At 48.1% G+C, this 21978-nt stretch carries 18 protein-coding genes; 8 read left to right on the top strand and 10 right to left on the bottom strand.

The features are described from left to right. Window positions 1–47: 47 nt before the first annotated feature. Window positions 48–734, bottom strand: a complete 687-nt coding sequence (locus tag QZ323_RS02685; protein WP_294632554.1) for an energy transducer TonB — start codon at window positions 732–734, stop codon at window positions 48–50. Window positions 735–939: 205 nt separating this feature from the next. Between QZ323_RS02685 and porQ the strand changes: the two genes are divergently transcribed. The 4 genes from porQ (at window position 940) to pfkA (ending at window position 4706) form a co-directional block, all read left to right on the top strand. Continuing rightward, on the top strand, window positions 940–1908 hold the full coding sequence (gene porQ / locus QZ323_RS02690; protein WP_294632643.1) for a type IX secretion system protein PorQ: 969 nt from the start codon (window positions 940–942) through the stop codon (window positions 1906–1908). Between the two features lie 46 nt (window positions 1909–1954). Continuing rightward, window positions 1955–2644: a (d)CMP kinase gene (cmk, locus tag QZ323_RS02695; protein WP_294632555.1), complete on the top strand. Its 690-nt coding sequence runs from the start codon at window positions 1955–1957 to the stop codon at window positions 2642–2644. An 83-nt stretch (window positions 2645–2727) separates the two neighbouring features. Then, window positions 2728–3600 (top strand): 4-hydroxy-3-methylbut-2-enyl diphosphate reductase, encoded by an 873-nt coding sequence (locus QZ323_RS02700; RefSeq protein ID WP_294632557.1) that lies wholly within the window; start codon window positions 2728–2730, stop codon window positions 3598–3600. A gap of 125 nt (window positions 3601–3725) precedes the next feature. Next, window positions 3726–4706: a 6-phosphofructokinase gene (gene pfkA / locus QZ323_RS02705; protein ID WP_294632559.1), complete on the top strand. Its 981-nt coding sequence runs from the start codon at window positions 3726–3728 to the stop codon at window positions 4704–4706. Window positions 4707–5912: 1206 nt separating this feature from the next. Here the strand turns inward: pfkA and QZ323_RS02710 are convergent. From QZ323_RS02710 to QZ323_RS02720, 3 genes are all read right to left on the bottom strand, one after another. Further along, entirely contained in the window at window positions 5913–6758 is an 846-nt protein-coding gene (locus QZ323_RS02710; protein ID WP_294632561.1) for an SDR family NAD(P)-dependent oxidoreductase, read from the bottom strand. 25 nt (window positions 6759–6783) lie between these two features. After that, a complete protein-coding gene (locus QZ323_RS02715; protein WP_294632563.1) occupies window positions 6784–8007 on the bottom strand; it encodes an NADH:flavin oxidoreductase in 1224 nt (407 codons plus the stop codon). Window positions 8008–8150: 143 nt separating this feature from the next. After that, the gene (locus tag QZ323_RS02720) at window positions 8151–8912 is read right to left on the bottom strand and encodes a DUF1295 domain-containing protein (protein ID WP_294632564.1); all 762 of its coding nucleotides are present in this window, start codon (window positions 8910–8912) and stop codon (window positions 8151–8153) included. 265 nt (window positions 8913–9177) lie between these two features. Here QZ323_RS02720 and QZ323_RS02725 point away from each other — a divergent pair, with 265 nt between their 5' ends. Beyond that, on the top strand, window positions 9178–11103 hold the full coding sequence (locus QZ323_RS02725; RefSeq protein WP_294632565.1) for an AAA domain-containing protein: 1926 nt from the start codon (window positions 9178–9180) through the stop codon (window positions 11101–11103). Window positions 11104–11206: 103 nt separating this feature from the next. On the opposite strand, the gene ilvC is transcribed toward QZ323_RS02725, so the two are convergent. The 5 genes from ilvC to ilvD all read right to left on the bottom strand — a co-directional run bounded on the left by ilvC (window position 11207) and on the right by ilvD (window position 17283). Continuing rightward, window positions 11207–12250, bottom strand: coding sequence for a ketol-acid reductoisomerase (gene ilvC / locus QZ323_RS02730; RefSeq protein ID WP_294632567.1), 1044 nt, complete (start codon window positions 12248–12250; stop codon window positions 11207–11209). A gap of 55 nt (window positions 12251–12305) precedes the next feature. Then, the gene (locus QZ323_RS02735; protein ID WP_294632569.1) at window positions 12306–13055 is read right to left on the bottom strand and encodes an acyl-ACP thioesterase domain-containing protein; all 750 of its coding nucleotides are present in this window, start codon (window positions 13053–13055) and stop codon (window positions 12306–12308) included. Beyond that, window positions 13042–13617: an acetolactate synthase small subunit gene (gene ilvN, locus QZ323_RS02740; protein ID WP_294632570.1), complete on the bottom strand. Its 576-nt coding sequence runs from the start codon at window positions 13615–13617 to the stop codon at window positions 13042–13044. The genes QZ323_RS02735 and ilvN overlap by 14 nt, the downstream gene beginning before the upstream one ends. 58 nt (window positions 13618–13675) lie before the next feature. Beyond that, window positions 13676–15370, bottom strand: coding sequence for a biosynthetic-type acetolactate synthase large subunit (ilvB, locus tag QZ323_RS02745; RefSeq protein ID WP_294632572.1), 1695 nt, complete (start codon window positions 15368–15370; stop codon window positions 13676–13678). A gap of 113 nt (window positions 15371–15483) precedes the next feature. Next, window positions 15484–17283, bottom strand: coding sequence for a dihydroxy-acid dehydratase (gene ilvD / locus QZ323_RS02750; protein ID WP_294632574.1), 1800 nt, complete (start codon window positions 17281–17283; stop codon window positions 15484–15486). A 562-nt stretch (window positions 17284–17845) separates the two neighbouring features. Between ilvD and QZ323_RS02755 the strand changes: the two genes are divergently transcribed. After that, entirely contained in the window at window positions 17846–18421 is a 576-nt protein-coding gene (locus QZ323_RS02755; RefSeq protein ID WP_294632576.1) for an FKBP-type peptidyl-prolyl cis-trans isomerase, read from the top strand. Window positions 18422–18494: 73 nt separating this feature from the next. On the opposite strand, the gene QZ323_RS02760 is transcribed toward QZ323_RS02755, so the two are convergent. After that, window positions 18495–19781 (bottom strand): L-serine ammonia-lyase, iron-sulfur-dependent, subunit alpha, encoded by a 1287-nt coding sequence (locus tag QZ323_RS02760; RefSeq protein ID WP_294632645.1) that lies wholly within the window; start codon window positions 19779–19781, stop codon window positions 18495–18497. A gap of 134 nt (window positions 19782–19915) precedes the next feature. On the opposite strand from QZ323_RS02760, the gene QZ323_RS02765 reads away from it, so the two are divergent. Beyond that, window positions 19916–21058, top strand: coding sequence for a PCMD domain-containing protein (locus QZ323_RS02765; RefSeq protein WP_294632577.1), 1143 nt, complete (start codon window positions 19916–19918; stop codon window positions 21056–21058). A gap of 14 nt (window positions 21059–21072) precedes the next feature. Next, window positions 21073–21861 (top strand): porin family protein, encoded by a 789-nt coding sequence (locus QZ323_RS02770; RefSeq protein ID WP_294632578.1) that lies wholly within the window; start codon window positions 21073–21075, stop codon window positions 21859–21861. Window positions 21862–21978 lie beyond the last annotated feature (117 nt).

Below are 21978 nucleotides of genomic sequence, written 5' to 3' on the forward strand. Positions count from 1 at the left end.
AAAAGAGGCTGCTTTCCCGGCAGCCTCCTTCTGTATAAATTAATGTATTACTGCAATCTGAACATTACAGGCACCGTATACTTAACACGTACCGGTTTACCACGTTGCATACCCGGTTTCCACTTAGGCATGGCACCGATCACACGAAGTGCCTCTTTGTCAAGATAGGGGTCAACACCTCTTATGACTTTGGCATCTACGATACTACCGTCCTTGTTTACAACGAACTGTACAGTCACACGACCTTGAGTACCGTTTTCCTGTGCGATAGTGGGGTACTTAATATTCTTACTCAAGAATTGCATAAGTCCCTGCAAACCACCATTCGGGAATTCAGGCATTTGTTCTACAACTTCGAAGATTTCCTGCTCTTCCGGTTCTTCTTCTACCACCGTTACAGGTACATACTTCACTTCAACAGCTGCACCAGTTTCCTCGGTAGAGGCAATCACCGTTTCTTCCACATCAGCATCGTCCGCTACGATTTCCAAAGTCTCGTTAATCGGAGCTACCTCAGGAGGCGGAGGAGCGATCTTTTCTTCCTGTTCAGTAATAGGAACCATTTCTTCTTCGAAAACAAGATCAACAATGGCCTGGCTCGTATCAATCTTAATATCGCGCTTCGTCCATTCAAATGCTATGAACATAAAGGCGAGCACAATAACATAACCAACAAGCATCCAAGTCGATTTCTTGTTCTCCAAATCTGCTTTAGGCGTCTTTTTAATTTCCATAATATAATTATTTTAACGTGTTTCTCATTTTGGGCAAATATAGTACTTTTTCTGCAAAGCGTCCAACTGTGCTATCTTTTTTAATACAATATCCCCCCCTTTTTTGTTTTTTTTATCCTTCCAAAAGCATTCCTTTGCTTTTGTGCCACAAATGTAACGAGATATTTTAAAAATACCCGTATCTTTGGCAATAATTTTAGATGAAATGTTGAAAAAGTCTTTTATCACGGCGTTATTATTGTCTATTTTCCCTGTCTTGCTACATGCGCAAGATGGAACGAGCGCCTTCCAATTTCTGAAACTTCCTTTTTCTGCCCATGCATCCGCACTGGGCGGAGAAAACATTTCTATCATAGAGGATGATGCGACTATGGCTGTCCAGAACCCCGCCCTTCTTTCCTGCGTGGCCGACAAGACACTTAGCCTGAACTATATGCTTTATATGGACGGAGTCCATGTTGCCGGAGCAGCTTTTGCACGTACTGTCGGCGAACGCTCCACATGGGCAGTTACCGCACAATACGCAGACTACGGGAAACTGAAAGAGACTACGGAAGAGAATATCGAAATCGGCACATTTTCCGCCAAGGACATCTCCATCTCAGGCATCTATACCTACGACTTAAGCGATTACTGGAGTGGCGGCGTACGTACCAACTTCATCTATTCGCATTACGACAGATACTCTTCGTTCGCCATCGGTGTTGATTTGGGACTGAATTATTATCATCAGGCATCCGACTTTTCCGCCTCACTGGTTGTCCGCAATTTGGGAGGACAACTTAAGGCTTTCGAAGAACAGCATGAAAAACTCCCCGTCGACGTACAGTTAGGCTTCAGCAAGCGGTTAGCCCATGCCCCGTTCCGTCTTTCCGCCACTCTGCATGACCTATCGCACTGGAGTGCCTCCATCACAGGCGCCAATCGCTTCGGAAAAAAACTGCTGAACCACATCGTACTCGGAATAGATTTTCTTCCTACCGACCATTTCTATCTGGCAGCCGGATATAACTTCCGCCGTGGTGAAGAGATGAAAATCAACGGTTCCAGCCATTGGGCAGGCTTCGCTTGCGGCACGGGCATACAATTGAAACGTCTGAAAGTGGGAATGGCGTATGCCAAATACCATGTCAGTTCGTCTTCGCTCGTCTTTAACTTATCATACGCTTTATAACTATAACATAATACATATACATATATATAATTAGTATAACTCAAAAATGAAAAAGATAACGATCGCAATTGATGGATTCTCTTCCTGCGGGAAGAGTACTATGGCAAAGGATCTTGCCCGTGAAATAGGTTATATCTACATTGACAGTGGAGCCATGTATCGCGCCGTCACACTGTACAGTATAGAGAACGGGATATTCCAAGGTGAACGGATTGATGCCGAAAGACTACAGAAAGAGATTGGCAGTATCCGCATCTCATTCCAGCTAAATCAGGAGACCGGACGTCCGGACACTTACCTGAACGGGGTGAATGTAGAAGATAAGATACGCGGAATAGCCGTCTCCTCACGTGTAAGCCCCATTGCCGCCTTAGGCTTTGTGCGCGAAGCTATGGTGGCACAACAACAGGAAATGGGAAAGTCCAAAGGAATCGTTATGGACGGACGGGATATCGGGACTACGGTATTTCCGGACGCCGAACTGAAAATCTTCGTAACGGCTACGCCCGAGATACGTGCACAACGCCGCTACGACGAACTGAAAGCCAAGGGACAGGAAGCCAGCTTCAACGAAATTCTGGAGAACGTGAAACAACGGGATTACATCGATCAGAACCGAGAAGTCAGCCCGCTCCGTAAGGCAGATGATGCCTTGCTGCTGGACAATACCGACATGACAATCCCCCAACAAAAGGAATGGTTGCAGGAACAGTTCAACAGAGTTGTCAACGGATAAAGCAAACAGACATAGCCCCGACAAATAAAAAGGCATAGTCCTTTCCGGGCTTTGTTTATCAACTGTATTTCAAACAATCAGATATGATAAAAGTAGAAATTGACGAAGGTTCCGGTTTCTGTTTCGGTGTAGTCACCGCGATAAATAAAGCTGAAGAGGAACTAAGCAAAGGCGGTACTTTATACTGTTTGGGAGACATTGTACACAACAGCCGCGAAGTGGAGCGTCTGAAAGAGATGGGCCTCATCACAATCAATCACGACGACTTCAACCACTTGCACAACGCCAAAGTTTTGCTGCGTGCCCACGGCGAGCCTCCCGAAACATACGAAATAGCCCGCCGCAACAATATTGAAATCATTGACGCCACTTGTCCGGTGGTGCTCCGGTTGCAAAAAAAAATAAAACAAGAATACACACAGAAAGACGAAGAAGAGAAACAAATCGTCATCTATGGGAAAACCGGCCATGCGGAAGTTCTTGGACTGGTAGGGCAAACCAGCGGAGAAGCCATCGTCATCGAAAAACTGGAAGAGGCAAAGCAACTTGACTTCAGCAAAAGCATCCGGCTATACTCCCAGACCACAAAGTCGCTGGATGAATTTCGGAAGATAGTGGAATACATCAAAGAGCACATTTCACCAGAAGTGACGTTCGAATATTACGATACGATCTGCCGCCAGGTTGCCAACCGAATTCCGAACATCCGGAAGTTCGCAGCATCACACGATCTGATATTCTTCGTCAGCGGAAAGAAAAGTTCCAACGGAAAAATGTTGTTCAGTGAATGCCGGAAGGTCAACCCCAATTCCCACCTGATAGACAGTGCCGAGGAAATAGACAACTCCCTGCTGACGGGAGCCTCTTCCATCGGAGTGTGCGGAGCTACCTCCACTCCGAAATGGCTGATGGAGGAGATAAGCGAAGCCATCCTATCGCGCCTAAAAGAAGGGTAAGGAGGCGCATTGGAACAACAAATTAACATTAAATATGAATAAGGTCCTCAGCTTTTCCGTATCTTTGCCAATCAAAAACTGAGCTGCGGCGCAGCAATTATTAACATCAAACTTAAAAGATTGTTATGGGAATAGTTAAATGCATAGGTATTCTGACTTCCGGTGGTGATGCACCGGGAATGAACGCTGCTATTCGTGCGGTTACGCGTACTGCCATCTACAACGGCCTGCAAGTAAAAGGTATATACAGAGGATACAAAGGTCTGGTAAGCGGCGAAATCAAAGAATTTAAAAGCCAGAACGTTAGTAACATCATACAATTGGGTGGTACGATCCTGAAAACAGCCCGTTGCAAAGAATTCACCACTCCCGAAGGACGACAGATAGCCTACGACAATATGAAGAAAGAGGGCATCGATGCTTTAGTAATCATCGGTGGCGACGGTTCTCTGACAGGTGCCCGTATTTTTGCGCAAGAATTCGATGTTCCCTGTATCGGCTTGCCTGGCACCATCGACAATGACTTGTACGGAACGGATACTACGATCGGTTACGACACTGCCCTAAACACCATTCTGGATGCGGTAGACAAAATCCGTGATACTGCCACTTCCCACGAGCGCTTGTTCTTCGTAGAGGTCATGGGACGTGATGCCGGTTTCCTTGCCCTGAACGGTGCCATAGCATCGGGTGCCGAAGCTGCCATCATCCCAGAGTTCAACACGGAAGTGGACCAACTGGAAGAGTTCATTAAGAACGGATTCCGGAAATCGAAGAACAGTAGTATCGTGCTCGTAGCCGAAAGCGAACTGACTGGCGGCGCAATGCATTATGCCGAACGTGTGAAGAACGAGTATCCCCAATATGACGTACGCGTCACCATCCTCGGTCACCTGCAACGCGGAGGAAGCCCCACAGCACACGACCGTATCCTTGCCAGCCGACTTGGTGCAGCCGCCATCGACGCAATCATGGAAGGCCAGCGGAATGTTATGATTGGTATTGAGCATGACGAAGTGGTATACGTACCCTTCACCAAAGCAATCAAGAACGATAAGCCGATCAAGAAGGAACTGGTAAATGTCCTGAGGGCATTGTCCATCTAAAAGGGGAAAAGAGTATTACCCTCCCCTTTATTAAGGAAAAGAAGCATTGTCTCCTTCAAAGAAAAGGGATAAGTTAGCTATAAAAAGAGCGCTCCAAAGTCAGATATTTTCAGATTTTGGAGTGCTCTTTTTATCAGAATACTGCTTTCATCAAATCATCCCACGGAACAGCGATTACAGAAGAAGAGTATGTAAATTGCCCTTAACATCTTTCTGATTTATTTCCGGACACTGCTTTATCATCTCCTCTTCATGTACTATATATATTCAAATCTGTTACTAAATTATCATCCGTATCGTACGTGTATCAATGGTATAGGGAATGAAAAGAAAACCCTCCTTCCCTGTTGCTATAACATCGTTAGTTGATCAATAAAACAAAGCGGTTTAATAATAAACCACAGATGTGGTTCACCTGTTCCACAGATGTGATTCACCTGTTCCACAGATGTGATTCACCTGTTCCACAGATGTGGTTCAGCTATTCCACTGATGTGGTTCGGCTATTCCACAATCGTGGTTCAGCATCTCCACGCTGTAGTTATATATATAACATTGGACATCAACACAATAAACACGCGTAGTTATACGAAGCATCATACGGTAGTTACGTTACACAATCACTTTGTTGAAGACAGGATATGCAGGCAAATAAAGAAACAGTTGCTCGATAAGAAGAGGAATTCCGGTAGTTTTCCTCCCTAAAAAGGAGAGAAAAGAGGAAAAAAAGAGGGAAAAAGGGAGAAGAAAGACACAAAAAAGGGATAAAAATGAAGGGATATGAAACGGCTGAATTCGGACAAACAAAAAGGATAGCCAAAAGAATATCAATAAAATAGACGATAATAATAGAGGAATAGGCATGGTGTAGGCAAATTTTGCCTACACCATGCCTACACCCTACCTACACCCACATATTAAACTGGTTTACAATAAAATATCCCATCGGGTGTAGGTGTGTAGGTAAAAACACACATAAACTTGGTTCTTCGTCACTTTTGGGGCAGTTCATGTGTTAAAGCTAGTAAATTTATTGCCTAACAAGGTAATGCTTGTCCTATTGAACATGTGTCTTTTGATAGCTTTAATTTTATTCCCTTAAATAAGCTGGTATAGTCTATAGATAAAGGTGTTTAGTATATTTTACTGCCCCAAAAGTGACGAAGAACCAAACTTTAGGTAGAGAGAATAGTAATCTTACAAATTCTACAAGAACTTGGCGACAATCCGTTCCGTCTCTTCCCACAACTGCTGCATCTGCTTATGGGCTGTATACTTGGAAGAGAGTGCTTTCGGATGGTTACTCAAGTTGAACGTGCCGGTACGTCCGCCAGCCTCTTCGTCAAGCAACAAGCCGATTGCCGTCGACGCTCCCTGACGGGGAGTACGGATGAATGGGCGGAAAAAGATATCCGTCAACGGATCGAACCACATGTGCATCGTTATGATGGGAGTGGAGACAATGCCCGGATCGGCGGCATTCACCGTGATTCCCTGCTGCTTTACCCGCTCCGCAAGCGAGAGGGTGAAGAGCAACAAAGCCAGTTTCGTATTGCCGTAGATGGGGATACGCCAGAAAGCCCCTTTCCTTCCGCGCTGGAAGAAATCCGGGAAATCCAGTTTGCCAATGGCATACGTGCAAGATACCATGTTCACGATGCGGCTCCCCTCGCCCATCAGTGGCAACAACTTACGGGTGAGCAGATAAGGACCTACGTAGTTGACGCTGACTGTACGCTCCAGCCCGTCTTCGGTGATGCGGCGGGCAGTTTCCAGTGTACCCGCATTATTCATCAGCAAGGCGACTTTCTCTCCACGCTGAAGAAGCTTATCGGCAAAAGCGGCAACGGACGACAAGGAAGCAAGGTCTATAGGTAAAACCTCAATAGCCGTGTTTCCCGTTTCCTGCATCAGCATCTGTCGCTTTTTCTCTCCCGACTGCGGATCGCGGCATGCCATGACTATCTTATATCCGGCAGATGCCACAGCACGCGTAATCTCTGTTCCCATGCCGCCGTCTGCCCCAGTTATGATTGCAAGTTTCTGATTCATACAGATTATACTCTATTCAAGTGTGTCAGTTTTCTTTAGCTTCTATGTCACTGATTTCCTTTTTCAAAGAGGCAGGAAGTTCCTCTTTCAGGTGCTGATGGCATGCCATCTCGATGGAATACATCCGCGCAATGCAGTAGTTGCTGTGCTTGCAGTTGCAACGCGCTTTCTCCTCCGCACGCATCCGGTTGACAAAACCTGGTTCGTTGAGCAATGCACGTGCCATCTGCACTGCCTCGAAGCCGTCGTCCAGCACTTCATCGATCTTCTCGCGAGAGACCAGACCGCCCACATAGACCAGCGGCATCTTGATTTCAGCACGGAACTTCAGTGCATCTTCCAGGAAATAGGCTTCCTTGAAAGGTACGGTCGGAATCATCCATTTTCCTACCATCCGTACTCCGTATTTCAGCCACCAGCAATCCATATAGTGCGTCATCGAACGGATAGGCATCTGACCACGCATCACGTACATAGGCGCTTTGCTGACGAAACCTCCGCTCAACACCAGTGCATGTGCGCCCGACTGTTCCAGACGTTTTGCCACCTGCATCGTCTCGTCTATCTCCATGCCTCCGCGGAAACCGTCGCGCATGTTCATCTTCACCAGCACAGCCATGTCGGTTCCTGCTGCTTTCATCACCTCTTCCATCACCATATCCATAAAGCGCATACGGTTTTCCAACGTTCCGCCGAACTCGTCCTTGCGGTGGTTGGTGTAAGGAGAAAGGAACTGGGAGATCAGATATCCGTGTCCGGCGTGTATCTCGACTGCATCGAAACCGGATTCACGCGCCAAATTCACAGCACGTGCGTAGGCGCGTGCCATCTCCGGCAGTTCGTCCGCCCTCAGCCCACGCACAAATGTCGGCGAATAGAGGTTGAAGCCGGTAGACGCTCCCACGGGAGTAACTCCGCAAATACTTTTATGCGACATATTTCCACAATGTCCCAACTGAATAGACGCAGCCGCACCTTCTGCATGCACGGCGTCAGTCAGTTCCCTCAAGCCAGGAACGATCTCCGGACGCATCCACAATTGCCGGTCGAACGACAGTCCGCTTTGGGTGACTGCCGCGTATGCCACAGTAGTCATGCCTATTCCTCCGGCTGCTACGGAACGATGATAGTCGAGCAGCATCTGCGAAGGAACGTTACCCGGACACATACTCTCGAACGCAGCCGAACGAATCGTACGGTTACGCAAGGTCAACGGACCGAAAGTAACAGGAGTAAACAATTTGCTCATGAAGATTGAATTTTAATATTTATAATTTATAATCTACTCTACGATTCATTATCTGACAGTTATTAACTATTCAAAATGACAAACTTACCAACCAACAACACTTATCTATCAATTATCAACTGTCAATTATCAATTATCAATTGTCAATAGATGAAAGGAAGAACGCGTTTCCTTGTCCCTACTTCATTGCCGAACTCCTCTTTGTAGCGGTGCCAGATGGCATTGGCGCGCGGAACCAAATTGGCGGCAGTCCACCACAGAAATACGAGACCTGAAAGCGACCAGGTCAGTACTGCCCATCCTGCCCATTCCATGATTTCGCCAAAGTAATTGGCAGAGGTGACGTAACGGTACATTCCCTTCGACGGCAGATAATGACGTGTATCCCCCGGTTTACGCAAATGGCGGATGATGTGATCGGAATGCCAGTTGACAGCCATTCCGGTAAAAAACAACAATACTCCCAAGACAAACTGGGGAGTAGTCAGCCAATCAGCTGTATAAAGCGTTTCAGGAGCCAGATAAAACAGCCATTCACCCTGCATGAAGCCGTTCAGCAGATTAAACAGTACACCCATCAACATTATAGCAATCGGCATCCGGCTCTTGCCCTTCATCAGCAGAGGAAATATGAACGAGCGCTGGAAGTAATGCAACTGAAACAGTAGAAAGAAGATTAGCGGCACAAGCGAACAACGGCGGTCGGAATGCCACCAAAGCACAGCCATCACCACGAACACCGGTGCTTCCATCAGCATCCAAGCCAGTTTATTGTTGATAGAAAATCCCCACGACGATGTGCGGAACATACCATAACCCGCCTTGATGAAATAAAGCGCAATAAAAACAAACAATGCAATGAGGCTCATCACACTTAGAAACAGATCGAAAGTTTCTTTATCCATATACCCTTAATTTTATGATTTAATAAACAAGGCTTCAGTTGACGAGGAGACGAGGAGAAAACTCTTTACTGTTCCCAAAACAGTTACCTCACTTACCAACTCGTCAACTGGATAACTGGTTAATTCGTTAACTGATTAACTGATTAACTTATACCTAATAACAGGCAAAGATATAGAAAAAAGAAGAAAAAGAGAATTGTAAAGAAGAAGATTGACTACCTTTGCAGAAAAACAGAACAATAAGTGATCATCTATCATTATCTATATGAATAACAAGCTACTCTCTCCGACCGACCACCTGCAACGTCAGGAGCTGCTTCTACGTATGGAATATGAATACGAGAAAGAAGAATTCAAACGACAGACTGAAAACACAGGTGTGGCGCGCAAGGTGAAAAAGGGGCTTTGCTGGTACCCTGCCACGCCCGGACGGAGTTACTATAATTCTCTGAACCAACTGGTCATCGAAATCACCCGTACCGAAGATACGGACATAGAACACAACTTCGAGTTCGGACGCCCCGTATGCTTTTTCCGGCAGTCGTGGGAAGGGAAAATCAGTTATATGACCTCAATAGGTACCGTCAGCTATGCCGACGAGACGCGGATGGTAGTCGTCATGCCTGGAGCGGGTGCCGTCTTGGAAGTGCAGGCGGCGGAGAACCTCGGTGTGCAACTCTACTTCGACGAAACCTCCTACCGCACGATGTTCGAAGCCCTCTCCGATGTACTCCATGCCAAGGGAAATCGCCTTGCCGAATTGCGCGACACGATGTTGGGTACGCTGAAACCCGGCTTTCGCGAATTGTATCCGGTACGTTTTCCCTGGCTGAACAGCACGCAGGAGAGTGCCGTAAACAAAGTGTTATGTTCGCGGGACGTCGCCATTGTGCACGGTCCTCCGGGAACAGGAAAAACAACCACTCTCGTAGAAGCTATCTACGAAACTTTGCACCGCGAGCCTCAAGTGTTGGTCTGTGCCCAAAGCAACACGGCCGTAGACTGGATCAGCGAGAAATTAGTGGACAGGGGCGTCAATGTCCTGCGCATCGGAAACCCTACACGGGTGAACGACAAGATGCTCTCTTTCACCTACGAACGCCGCTTTGAAGGACATCCCGCATACGCCGAGCTGTGGAGCATACGCAAAGCCATACGAGAAACCAACAGCCGCCGCGGCAGTTACGAAGAGCGCGAAAGTGCGCGAAACCGCCTGAGCCGTCTGCGCGACCGTGCCACCCAGCTGGAGATACAGATCAATGCCGATCTCTTCGACTCGGCGCACGTCATCGCCTCCACCCTTGTCAGCAGCAACCACCGTGTATTGAGCGGTCGCCGTTTCGGCACTCTCTTCATCGACGAAGCCGCCCAGGCGCTGGAAGCCGCTTGCTGGATAGCCATCCGAAAGGCGGACCGTGTGGTGCTTGCCGGTGACCATTGCCAGCTGCCCGCCACCATAAAATGCTACGAAGCCGCCCGCGCCGGTCTGGAGCAGACGTTAATGGAACGCATCGTCACAAACAAACCTTCCGTTGTCTCCCTACTGAAAATCCAGTACCGCATGAATGAGACAATCATGAAGTTCCCTTCACAGTGGTTTTATGGCGGAGAGCTGAAAGCCGCCCCCGAAATACGTCATCGAGGTATCCTCGACTGGGATACCCCCATCACCTGGATCGACACCTCGGAAATGGACTTCAAAGAGGAGTTTGTCGGTGAGACCCACGGGCGCATAAACCGCGAAGAGGCACATCTGCTGCTGAACGAGCTGGAAGCTTATATACAACGCATCGGCGGACACCGCATTCTGGACGAAAGGATAGACTTCGGCATCATCTCGCCCTACAAGGCGCAAGTGCAGTACCTGAGGAACAAGATAAAGACCAGTGCCGCCCTGCGCCCCTATCGCAGCCTATTCACCGTCAATACTGTAGACGGCTTTCAGGGACAGGAGCAGGATGTCATATTCATCAGCCTCGTGCGTGCCAATGAAGAGGGGCAGATAGGTTTCCTCAACGACCTGCGACGAATGAACGTAGCCATCACGCGAGCGCGCATGAAACTGGTGATATTGGGAAATACCGACACGCTGAAACAGCATAAATTCTATCAGAAACTGATTGAATATATCAAAGAGATTTCAACGGAGCATAATCAAGAGAACGAACAGACTGCTGATGGTGTATCATAACGCCCGAATACAGCCAACTTCTTCCGATAAACAAAAAGCCTGTTTAATCTCCGCTGAACGGAAATTAAACAGGCTTTCTATTTCAGATACCCAACTATACGGATCAGTTATTCTCCGGACGCAACTTACGAACGGTAACGGCAGTCTGCCACATTTCGCTCTCGCGCAGCTGGCGGAGTTCTTCGTTCAGCTTGTCGCGGTAATCGGGCTTAGAGTTACTGTCGATAGAAATCTGAGCTTCATTACCGGACTTGACGCTTGCATAGAGTTTCTCAACCACCGGTTTGATAGCATCGTGGAACGGCGTCATCCAGTCCAATGCACCGCGCTGGGCAGTAGTGGAACAATTAGCATACATCCAGTCCATACCATTCTTGGCAAACAGCGGCATCAACGACTGTGTCAACTCCTCCACGGTTTCGTTGAATGCTTCCGACGGTGTATGTCCGTTTTCACGCAACACTTCATATTGAGCCAGTAGCAATCCCTGAATAGCACCCATCAGCGAGCCGCGCTCACCGGTCAGATCGGAAGTAGCTTCACGAACGAACGTCGTCTCAAACAGATAACCTGAACCGATACCGATACCCAATGCAATGGTTCTGTCCATAGCCTTGCCCGTAGCGTCCTGATAGATAGCATAAGAAGAGTTCAAGCCACGGCCTTCGAGGAACATGGTACGCAATGAAGTACCCGAGCCCTTGGGAGCCACCATGATCACATCAATATCTTCTTGAGGAACTACACCCGTACGGTCGCTCCACGTGATAGCAAAACCATGAGAGAAGTAGAGTGCCTTGCCTGCGGTCAGATACGGCTTGATAGTAGGCCATACAGACATGACAGCTGCATCAGACAACAGACACATAATGATAGTCCCCTTCTCGCAAGCCTCTTCGATACCGAACAATGTCTCGCCCGGAACCCATCCGTCTGCTATAGCCTTTTCGTAAGTCTTGCCCGGACGCTGGCCGACGATTACGTTGAAACCGTTGTCACGCAAGTTGCATGCCTGTCCCGGTCCCTGCACACCGTAGCCGATTACTGCGATTGTCTCATCTTTCAAAATCTCACGAGCTTTTTCCAAAGGAAATTCTTCACGAGTGATTACGTTCTCTGTAACCCCTCCAAAATTCATCTGTGCCATTTTCTTTATAATTGTTTTTATTTGTGGCTTGCGCCAACCTAATTAATTAATATATTTATTTCGCTGTAAATATCACTTTCGAACGGCAGACCACTTCTGCGCCGTTCTTTCTCACTTCGATGTTGAATGACCCGTCCTCTGCCTCTTCTTTGTAGAAGGTGAGTTCGTCGCCATAGTAGCTCTCTGCCACGTAAGCCATCTCAAACCGGCGGATGCGCTGCTCGCGGTATTGCTCTATCGGAAACAGGTCCATGATGTGCTCTATGTAGCGGATGCTGTTCACATGACCGTTGATGTCAATGTCGCTATACTTCGCCTTCAGTGCGGCTACCGGCTCGGAAGCGGAGACCTTGATGCGCGAAGGCTTCTCGATAGGGCAAGGTTCGTCGCACACGTAGTCCACGATGCTCCCCCCGTGCAGAGCCAGCAGGTCGGCAGGCTTGCGGGTATTGAGGTTGATCATAGCCCACACGGAACGCGCATAGCCTATCTTCCGTCCCTCCTTGTCGAACAGGGCGAAGTTACGGTCGGTGAAGAGGCGGTAGACATTCTCCACCCACGTCCAGACGGTGAAGTCTTCGTATTGATAAGGCATCTCGTCCAATTCGATGGCAAGGCGCGAAAGCACCCACGTATAATTGTCCTCGTTCAGCGTAGCGATACCAAAGCCACGATCGCTGGCATGAAAACCGGCGCAGTTCAGCAAATGATTGCCCAGCACGCCCATCGTGAGCCTGCCGGTGAAATCTACGTGAAAAGGCTCTGCTACGAATTTATACTTTCCTATCTTGTCATTCCTGTCCATTGTCCTGCTCCTTCTCTCTTTTCCGATTATACTTGGCTTCGCGGTCCGCCAGATATTCGTTTACGCGCTCAATGCAACTGGTCGTGATAGCCACGCGCCCCGAACGCACGAACTGGAGCACGCAATCCAGCGCACGCAGTTCTTCATAAAGGTTGGTGATCTCCTCGCTCATTCCGTTCTTCTCTACGATGGAAAAGACAGCGTTCACCTCCACGATACGCGCACTGTACTTACGGATCACCTTCGACACTTCGGGTTTCTCCTCCAGCGTAGGGGTAGTGATTTTGTAGAGTGCAATCTCGTGCTGATAGATTTCATCATCGGTGAAGTAGTGCGCCTGCAACACGTCTATCTTCTTGGAAATCTGTGTGGTCACCTTCTCGATGGTGTTCCGGTCCGTCCACGCGGTGATGGTGTACTTATGTACCCCTTTGATGGAGGATGCCGATACATTCAGGCTCTCGATATTGATTTGGCGGCGGGTAAATACGGCCGTCACTTGATTCAGCAAACCGGCAAAGTTCTCTGAATGAACGATTATCGTATATAGTTTCTTATCCATATCAAATGAAAAAAAATGAAGATTTAAGCATGTTGAATCAAACAGTAAGAGCGGCATGTCAGCACTCCAACAGCATCTGGTTGACCGAACCGCCCGGAGGCGTCATCGGCAGCACATTGCCCTCTTCTATCACGCAAGCCTCCAGCAGGAAAGGTCCGTCCGTGGCAAGCATCTCCTCTATCGCGCCTTTCAGCTCTTCGCGCGAAGTCACACGTCGCGAAGGGATGTCGTAGGCGGAAGCTATCTTCATGTAGTCCGGATTCACCATCGGAGTGAACGAATAGCGCCGGTTGAAGAACATCGCCTGCCACTGGCGTACGTTGCCAAGGAAGTTATTGTTCAGCAGGATAATCTTCACGGGAGCTTTCTGTTCCATGACGGTGCCCAACTCCTGGATGTTCATTTGCAGACCGCCATCGCCCATAAACACGCAGACCGTACGGTCGGGGCGACCGAATGTGGCACCGACGGCAGCAGGAAGCCCGAAACCCATCGTACCCAATCCGCCGGAGGTGACAATGCTACGCTCCTTGCTGAACTTGAAGTAACGGGCGGACATCATCTGGTTCTGTCCCACGTCGGTCACCAATATGGCTTCGTTGTTCGTCGCCTCGCTCACGGCGCGTACCACCTCTCCCATGCTCAGTGACTTACCCGCCGGATGGAGTTCGGGACGGATTACTTTCTCGTTCTCTACCTCCTCATAAGTCCGGAAGCTGTCCAGCCACTCCTGATGGGTGGCGGGTTTAAGCAATTCGGTGACAGCGGCAAGAGTCTCCTTGCAATTGCCCAGCACGGCGACATCCGTCTTTACGTTCTTGTCTATCTCGGCGGGGTCAATATCGAAATGGATGATTTTCGCCTGTCGGGCGTACGTGTCCAGCTTTCCGGTCACACGGTCGTCGAAACGCATGCCTACGGCAATGAGCACGTCACACTTGTTGGTGTTGATATTAGGTCCGAGGTTACCATGCATGCCCAGCATGCCTTTGTTCAGGGGATGCTCGGTGGGCAATGCCGAAAGTCCCAACAAGGTACATCCGGCAGGCATACCTGCTTTCTCGATGAAAGCGCGAAGTTCCTGCTGCGCACCGCCCAGTTCGACACCCTGCCCCACCAATACGAGCGGGCGTTGGGCGTTATTGATCAGCTCGGCTGCTTGACCGACAGCCTGCATATCCATTTCGGGTATAGGCTGATAGCTGCGGATATAGTCTAATTTGACAGGTGTATATTCGGTCTTGTCGACCTGTGCATTCTTGGCAAAATCCAATACCACCGGTCCGGGGCGTCCGCTCTTTGCGATGTAGAAGGCGCGGGCTACTGCCCAAGCCACATCTTCCGCATTGCGTATCTGGTAGCTCCACTTGGAGATGGGTTGCGTGATGCCTACCAGGTCTACTTCCTGAAAAGCGTCAGTGCCCAAAAATCCGGTACCTACCTGCCCTGCAATAACCACCATCGGAGTACTGTCTATCATCGCGTCCGCAATACCGGTTATCGTGTTCGTGGCACCGGGTCCACTGGTCACAAGGCATACCCCCACTTCACCCGACACACGTGCAAAACCTTGTGCGGCATGGGTTGCTCCCTGCTCGTGCCTGACCAAAATATGATTCAATGTCTTCCGATGGTCGTACAAGGCATCGAATACAGGCATAATAGAACCACCCGGATAACCGAAAATAGTCTTTACTCCCTGATGTTCCAGCGAACGCATCAATGCCTCAGCTCCTGTTATCATATCTTTCATTATCTTCCTATTTCAAATTAAACTCTCCAGCATGCGCTATCAAATAGTAAATATCCATGATCAACCATGCCCTATCAATTCCCAACAACCAATTGTCAACTATCAATTGTCAATTAAATCAGCCTTACTGCTCCTTTGTCTGCCGAGCTTACCATGCTGGCATACGCCCTCAGGCTCTTCGATACTTCCCTTTGGCGGGTGACAGGGGTCATCGGGCGTGCAGCCAGTTCCTCGTCCGTCAGCCGCACGTTGATGGTACGTTCGGGGATGTTGATTTCTATGATGTCTCCATCCTGAATCTTGCCGATGTTGCCACCGGCGGCCGCTTCGGGCGAGATGTGCCCGATACTCAGTCCGGAGGTGCCTCCACTGAAACGTCCGTCCGTGATCAGCGCACACTCCTTGCCCAAATGGCGCGACTTGATGTACGAGGTCGGATAAAGCATCTCCTGCATACCCGGACCGCCTTTCGGACCTTCGTAGGTGATGACCACCACATCACCACTGACCACATTTCCGCCTAGAATGCCTTCGCAGGCTGCTTCCTGCGAGTCGAACACCTTGGCGGGACCGGTGAACTTCCAGATATTCTCGTCTACACCTGCCGTCTTCACCACGCAACCGTCCTGGGCAATGTTTCCCTTCAGCACGGCAAGTCCGCCATCTTTGCTGTAAGCATGTCCCAAGTCGCGGATGCAGCCTTCGGCACGGTCAGTGTCCAGTTCTTTATAGTAAGCCTCCTGCGAGCCCAAGACTAAGTTGAACTTTCCGGCGGCGGCACTCTTATACTTTTTGATGGCTTCTTCGCAGACATTCGGGCTGGTTATGCCGAACTTGTCGATGGCTTCGCCCAAGGTCATGCCGTCCACACGGTTCACTGCCGTATCCACCAGTCCGCCTTGAGCCAACTCGCCCATAATGGCGATAATGCCACCGGCACGGTTCACGTCCTGAACATGATACTTCTGTGTGTTCGGAGCCACCTTGCAGAGGCAGGGCGTTTTACGCGACAGCATGTCGATGTCATCCATCTTGAAGTCGACGCCCGCTTCGTGTGCCACAGCCAGCAGATGGAGCACAGTGTTGGTCGACCCTCCCATCGCAATGTCCAACGTCATGGCATTCAGGAAAGCCTGACGAGTGGCAATGCTGCGCGGAAGCACGCTTTCGTCTCCCTCTTCATAATATTTATAAGCATTCTCCACAATTAGTTTGGCGGCATCCTTGAAGAGCTGCGCACGGTTGGCATGAGTAGCCACAATGGTTCCATTGCCCGGCAGTGCAAGCCCGATAGCCTCGTTCAGGCAGTTCATCGAGTTTGCCGTAAACATGCCCGAACAGCAGCCGCACGAGGGACAGGCGTGCTGTTCTATCTGCGCCACATCAGCGTCGCTCACGCTCTGGTCTGCCGACTGCACCATCGCATCGATCAGATCGAGATGCCGTCCGTTCCATTCGCCCGCCTCCATCGGACCGCCCGAAACGAACACCGCAGGGATGTTCAGCCTCATGGCAGCCATCAGCATGCCCGGAGTGATCTTGTCGCAATTGCTGATGCAGACCATCGCATCGGCCTTATGCGCATTCACCATGTACTCCACGCTGTCGGCAATGATGTCGCGCGAGGGAAGTGAATAGAGCATACCGTCGTGCCCCATCGCTATACCGTCGTCAATAGCTATTGTATTGAACTCGGCGGCAAAGCAGCCCAACTTCTCGATTTCGGCTTTCACCTGCTGGCCTATCTCATGCAGATGCACATGTCCGGGAACGAACTGCGTAAACGAATTGACTATCGCAATGATGGGTTTGCCCATCTGTTCTTTCTTCATGCCATTTGCCACCCACAGCGCACGGGCTCCTGCCATACGACGACCTTGCGTGCTGAACGAACTACGTAACTGATGTTTCATCTTCAAATCTCCTTTTAATCAAAAAGCCTCCCTCACGCATCGTGAGAAAGGCTTTTAAACGAATATCTTAACGTACGAATACATACAACAACCTTTCTCACGCTCTCGATTCCAAGACCACGACGCGAATAATGTGCAAGACTGCCAGGTTAATAGATGTATGTAGATTCATAATTCGATTGACTTTATTGTTTTCATTAATTGTGCTGCAAAGGTAAGGGCTTTTTTATAAACTCCAAACAATTTGAAGAAAAAAATGAGATAAATATGATTAATCGTAAGAAAAAACTGCCTTAAAATCCGATTTTATCACTTACTAAAGTCCAAACAGGCAAACATACCTATCTCCGGACACGGTCTGTACGCTATCCTGTCCATATCCTGTTCGCTTCTGTTCCGTAGATTCTCCGTAGTTTCTCCGTGCAGACAAGAAATTTTCCATTTCGGTTCGCTATTTTCAATTTTTATCGACTGAACCGGATTTATTTCGTACCTTTGGCACTTTCTAATGAGAAAAAGCATTAATTGGTTAAGAAGAAAACACTAATTTATTAAATAAGATATGGAAACAGTAGAAAACAAGTACATCACCGTAGCCTATAAATTATATGCTATAGAGAACGACACTAAGGACTTCACCGAAGAAGCGACTGCCGAACATCCGTTCCAGTTCATCAGCGGTTTGGGACTGACCTTGGATACTTTCGAAAATCAAGTGAAAGACCTGAATGCCGGCGATAAGTTTGACTTCACGATCGCTTGCGCCGATGCGTATGGCGAATATGATGAAGAACACGTGATCGACCTGCCGAAGCACATCTTCGAAGTGGATGGTAAGTTCGATAGCAAACGTGTCGTTGCGGGTAACTTGATTCCTCTGATCACCTCCGAAGGACAGCAGGTGAATGGCGTCGTGGTAGAAGTAAAAGAAGACATCATAGTTATGGACATGAACCACCCGTTGGCTGGTTGCGACCTGAACTTCGTGGGCGAAGTCGTGGAAAACCGTCCGGCAACCAACGAAGAATTGGCCGAAGTAGCACGCATGATGAGCGGTGGCGGATGTTGCTGCGGATGCGACGACTGTGGCGACGGATGCGGCAGCCACGGACATGGATGCGAAGGCGGATGCCACTAAAGAATTGACAATTAACAATTGACAATTACCATACAGAATAAGAGAGAGTAATTGTCAATTGTTAACTCAATCGTTAGTTTTTCGTTGTCATTATTTCCAGTACTAACTTGTCTGTCTCGTTCATTCCTTTCGAACCTATCTTGGTGAGGTTGCGGATGCTTTGGTCTACATCTTCGTCGATGATTCCTTCAACAGAGGTCACACAACGGTTTTCCATAGCCATAATGGCGGAGAGAATGGCAGTAGAGACACCGGTAGTAACTTTCAGGGCACAGCTGGGTTTTGCACCGTCACAAATCATACCTGTCAGGTTGGCTATCATATTCTGCACGGCGTATGACACTTGTTCATAATTTCCACCCATCAGCCACGTGATGCCACAACTGGAACCGGTGGCAGCCACTACACAACCACATAAGGCAGACAGGCGTCCCAGGCTCTGCTTGATATAAATCACTGTCAGATGGCTCAACATCAGGGCGCGTATAAGTTCCTCTTCCGACTTTCCGTTTTCCTCAGCATACACCAGTACAGGAAGTGTGGCGGAGATTCCTTGATTACCGCTACCCGAATTGCTCATTACGGGAATCATGGCTCCTGCCATGCGGGCGTCGCAAGCACCGGAAGTATAAGAAAGGATGTGAGAGAAGACACTGTCACCCATCACCTTATGCTCGTAAGTGCCGCGCAACATCTTACCTAAACAATGACCGTACTCTCCTTCAAACGAACGTTCGGCAGCGACTTTGTTCAGGCGGGCGGTTTCAAGAATAAATCGGATCTCATCCAAGGGAGCATTCAAGGCAAAGTCATACACTTTCCGCAAGTTCAGTTCCACTGCATCTGCCTCTTCTTTGCTACCTGCATCATGCTTTTTCTGCAAGAGGATGTCTCCATTGCGTTCTATATACATAAAAGAGGTATGCCCTCCGGCAATTACGGCAACCGCCCGTTCGCCGAGGGCTTCGCAACAGACTTCGATATACAATTTCTCTTCGATATTCTCTTTCAAAGATATGTGTATCCGCTTTTCTTCAATGAAACGTTTCCCCTCTTCCACTGCTTCAGGGGTACTATCTTTCAGTACTTCCAACTGGTATTCCGATTTTCCGACCAGTGTTCCCAACGCAACCGCAATGGGCAGACCTATCATTCCTGTTCCCGGAATGCCTACGCCCATCGCATTTTTCAGGATATTGGCACTTAGCAGTACGCTGATCGTTTCCGGTCTCACTCCCAATGTTTCCGTCGCTTTAGCCACACATAACGCCACTGCAATCGGCTCCGTACACCCAATAGCAGGAACCACCTCCCGATGTATCAGGTCTATAATCTGTTTTCTTTCTATGTCCGGTATCATTTTCATAATTCTTTTTAATGGAGACAAATTTAGAAAAAATGTTTTTAATATGGATGCAAAGTCTTCTATTTCAAAAAAAGAAACTTAACTTTGTGGCCGAGTTTTTACATTATTAATAACCAAAACTGAATGAAATGAAGATTAAAACGCTAACCTCGTATTTCTTCGTGACACTGGTGTTGTCTTCTTGCATACAAGAGGAAGCACTTAATTCTGAAGCTGCCATTGATGGTTGTACAGGTGCCGATGTACAATTGGCAAATATCAATCCAGACGAAAAAATAGTCGATGTCTATGTACACCAAGGAGCAAACCTTGCCAAACAAGAGTTAATATTTACCTTACCGGAAGGAGCTACCATCAAGCCAAACAGTAGCAAAGAAGGTGACAGTGATAATTTCTACAACTTTAGCGAAGAGGGTAACTCACGCATGTTTACCGTGACCTCTGAAGACGGGGAATATCAACCCACCTACACCATCAATATCAAACCGACCGAATTGCCTACCAGCTATCACTTCGAGAGGCTGTTGGACACTGAAAAAACTCCTTATCATATCCTCTATGAATTTGCGCCCAGCACTTCGCAAGGTGTATCAAAAGTTTTGCAATGGTCCAGTGGTAATCCGGGATTCGCATTGACCGGTATGACTAATAATCCTACTGATTATCCTACCGTACACGTAGGCGGCGGATACAACGGTAAGTGCGTCAAACTGGAGACCAAAGATACGGGTAGTTTCGGTGCAATGGTGAAGATGTATATTGCCGCCGGAAACCTGTTTATCGGCAACTTTGATGTAAGCAAGGCTTTAGCCGGACAAGAAGGAGCCTTGAAAGCTACGACTTTCGGCTTCCAGTTCTATAAGCATCCCAAAGAACTAAAAGGATATTACAAGTACAAAGCTGGCCCCGTCTACACTGCGAACGGAGAAGTTCAGAGTGGCGAGAAAGACCGGTTTGACATTTATGCTATCATGTACGAGGCGGAAGACAACTCCTTCATGTTGGACGGAACTAATGCCAGGACTTCGGACAAGCTGGTCTATTTAGCGCAATTAAAAGCCGAAGATGCATTAGAGACTGACCAATGGACCGAATTTAAAATTCCATTCGAACCCCAAAATGGCAAGACGATTAACGAACAAAAACTTCAGGAGGGTAAGTATAAACTGGGTATAGTATTTTCTTCCAGCGTATATGGAGACTACTTCAAAGGAGCAGTAGGAAGCACACTATACATAGATGAAGTCGAACTAAGTTGCGAAGAGAACTAAAAAGGAGAATGATTATGAAGAAATATAGCATTATTTTTATTACGTTACTATTGTCGATAGTAGGAACCACATGCGCTAACGCCCAAGAAGATCGGACGCAGAGCATTATCCAGTCTTATCTCCACGGTTGGGAATATTCATTGAAAGCAGGCTTCAGCATCGGTGGTACTTCCCCGCTACCACTTCCCAAAGAAATACGCAAAATAGACAGTTATGCTCCCGGCATGGCTATCTCTATCGAAGGTAATGCAACCAAGTGGCTGAATAAGAACAAGGTATGGGGATTGACTTTAGGACTGCGATTAGAAAACAAGAACATGACCACAGAAGCCACAGTCAAGAATTATGGTATGAAGATTATCAATAATAACGGTGGTGAATTGGAAGGTCTGTGGACTGGAGGAGTCAAGACCAAAGTCAAGAACTCCTATCTGACAGTTCCCATATTGGCTAACTACAAAATCAGCAACCGCTGGAAATTGGTTGCCGGTCCTTACCTGTCTTACCTGCTCGAAGGTGATTTCTCTGGACATGTTTACGAGGGACATCTTCGCACTCCTGACCCAACCGGTTCACGGGTTAATTTCAGTGGAGAAAGCGTTGCAACGTACGACTTTTCTCATGAGTTGCGCAAATTCCAATGGGGAATACAGTTCGGCGGAGAATGGCGAGCTTTCAAGCATCTGAACGTTTACGCTGACCTGACTTGGGGCTTGAATGATATTTTCCAGAAAGATTTCAATACCATTACTTTCGCTATGTATCCCATTTACCTGAATGTGGGATTCGGATATTCGTTCTAAACAGTCAGAAACATATTGAGATAACCATATAACCATAAATAAGAATCTCCTGCCTTAAGTTCTAAGTCAGGAGATTCTTATTTTATAGAAAATATTTACCTGAATATTATTCTTAAC

Origin of the sequence: uncultured Bacteroides sp. (assembly GCF_910585845.1) — a bacterium.
Classification (GTDB): Bacteria; Bacteroidota; Bacteroidia; order Bacteroidales; family Bacteroidaceae; genus Bacteroides.

What these genes read in the sequence shown, in the direction of transcription:
- QZ323_RS02685 (WP_294632554.1), bottom strand. Translation starts at nt 734, where the DNA reads ATGGAAATTAAAAAGACGCCTAAAGCAGATTTGGAGAACAAGAAATCG.
- ilvB (WP_294632572.1), bottom strand. Translation starts at nt 15,370, where the DNA reads ATGAAAGATATGATAACAGGAGCTGAGGCATTGATGCGTTCGCTGGAA.
- ilvD (WP_294632574.1), bottom strand. Translation starts at nt 17,283, where the DNA reads ATGAAACATCAGTTACGTAGTTCGTTCAGCACGCAAGGTCGTCGTATG.
- cmk (WP_294632555.1), top strand. Translation starts at nt 1,955, where the DNA reads ATGAAAAAGATAACGATCGCAATTGATGGATTCTCTTCCTGCGGGAAG.
- QZ323_RS02735 (WP_294632569.1), bottom strand. Translation starts at nt 13,055, where the DNA reads ATGGACAGGAATGACAAGATAGGAAAGTATAAATTCGTAGCAGAGCCT.
- QZ323_RS02760 (WP_294632645.1), bottom strand. Translation starts at nt 19,781, where the DNA reads ATGATACCGGACATAGAAAGAAAACAGATTATAGACCTGATACATCGG.
- QZ323_RS02765 (WP_294632577.1), top strand. Translation starts at nt 19,916, where the DNA reads ATGAAGATTAAAACGCTAACCTCGTATTTCTTCGTGACACTGGTGTTG.
- QZ323_RS02715 (WP_294632563.1), bottom strand. Translation starts at nt 8,007, where the DNA reads ATGAGCAAATTGTTTACTCCTGTTACTTTCGGTCCGTTGACCTTGCGT.
- ilvC (WP_294632567.1), bottom strand. Translation starts at nt 12,250, where the DNA reads ATGGCACAGATGAATTTTGGAGGGGTTACAGAGAACGTAATCACTCGT.
- QZ323_RS02755 (WP_294632576.1), top strand. Translation starts at nt 17,846, where the DNA reads ATGGAAACAGTAGAAAACAAGTACATCACCGTAGCCTATAAATTATAT.
- QZ323_RS02700 (WP_294632557.1), top strand. Translation starts at nt 2,728, where the DNA reads ATGATAAAAGTAGAAATTGACGAAGGTTCCGGTTTCTGTTTCGGTGTA.
- QZ323_RS02725 (WP_294632565.1), top strand. Translation starts at nt 9,178, where the DNA reads ATGAATAACAAGCTACTCTCTCCGACCGACCACCTGCAACGTCAGGAG.
- pfkA (WP_294632559.1), top strand. Translation starts at nt 3,726, where the DNA reads ATGGGAATAGTTAAATGCATAGGTATTCTGACTTCCGGTGGTGATGCA.
- QZ323_RS02770 (WP_294632578.1), top strand. Translation starts at nt 21,073, where the DNA reads ATGAAGAAATATAGCATTATTTTTATTACGTTACTATTGTCGATAGTA.
- ilvN (WP_294632570.1), bottom strand. Translation starts at nt 13,617, where the DNA reads ATGGATAAGAAACTATATACGATAATCGTTCATTCAGAGAACTTTGCC.
- QZ323_RS02710 (WP_294632561.1), bottom strand. Translation starts at nt 6,758, where the DNA reads ATGAATCAGAAACTTGCAATCATAACTGGGGCAGACGGCGGCATGGGA.
- porQ (WP_294632643.1), top strand. Translation starts at nt 940, where the DNA reads ATGTTGAAAAAGTCTTTTATCACGGCGTTATTATTGTCTATTTTCCCT.
- QZ323_RS02720 (WP_294632564.1), bottom strand. Translation starts at nt 8,912, where the DNA reads ATGGATAAAGAAACTTTCGATCTGTTTCTAAGTGTGATGAGCCTCATT.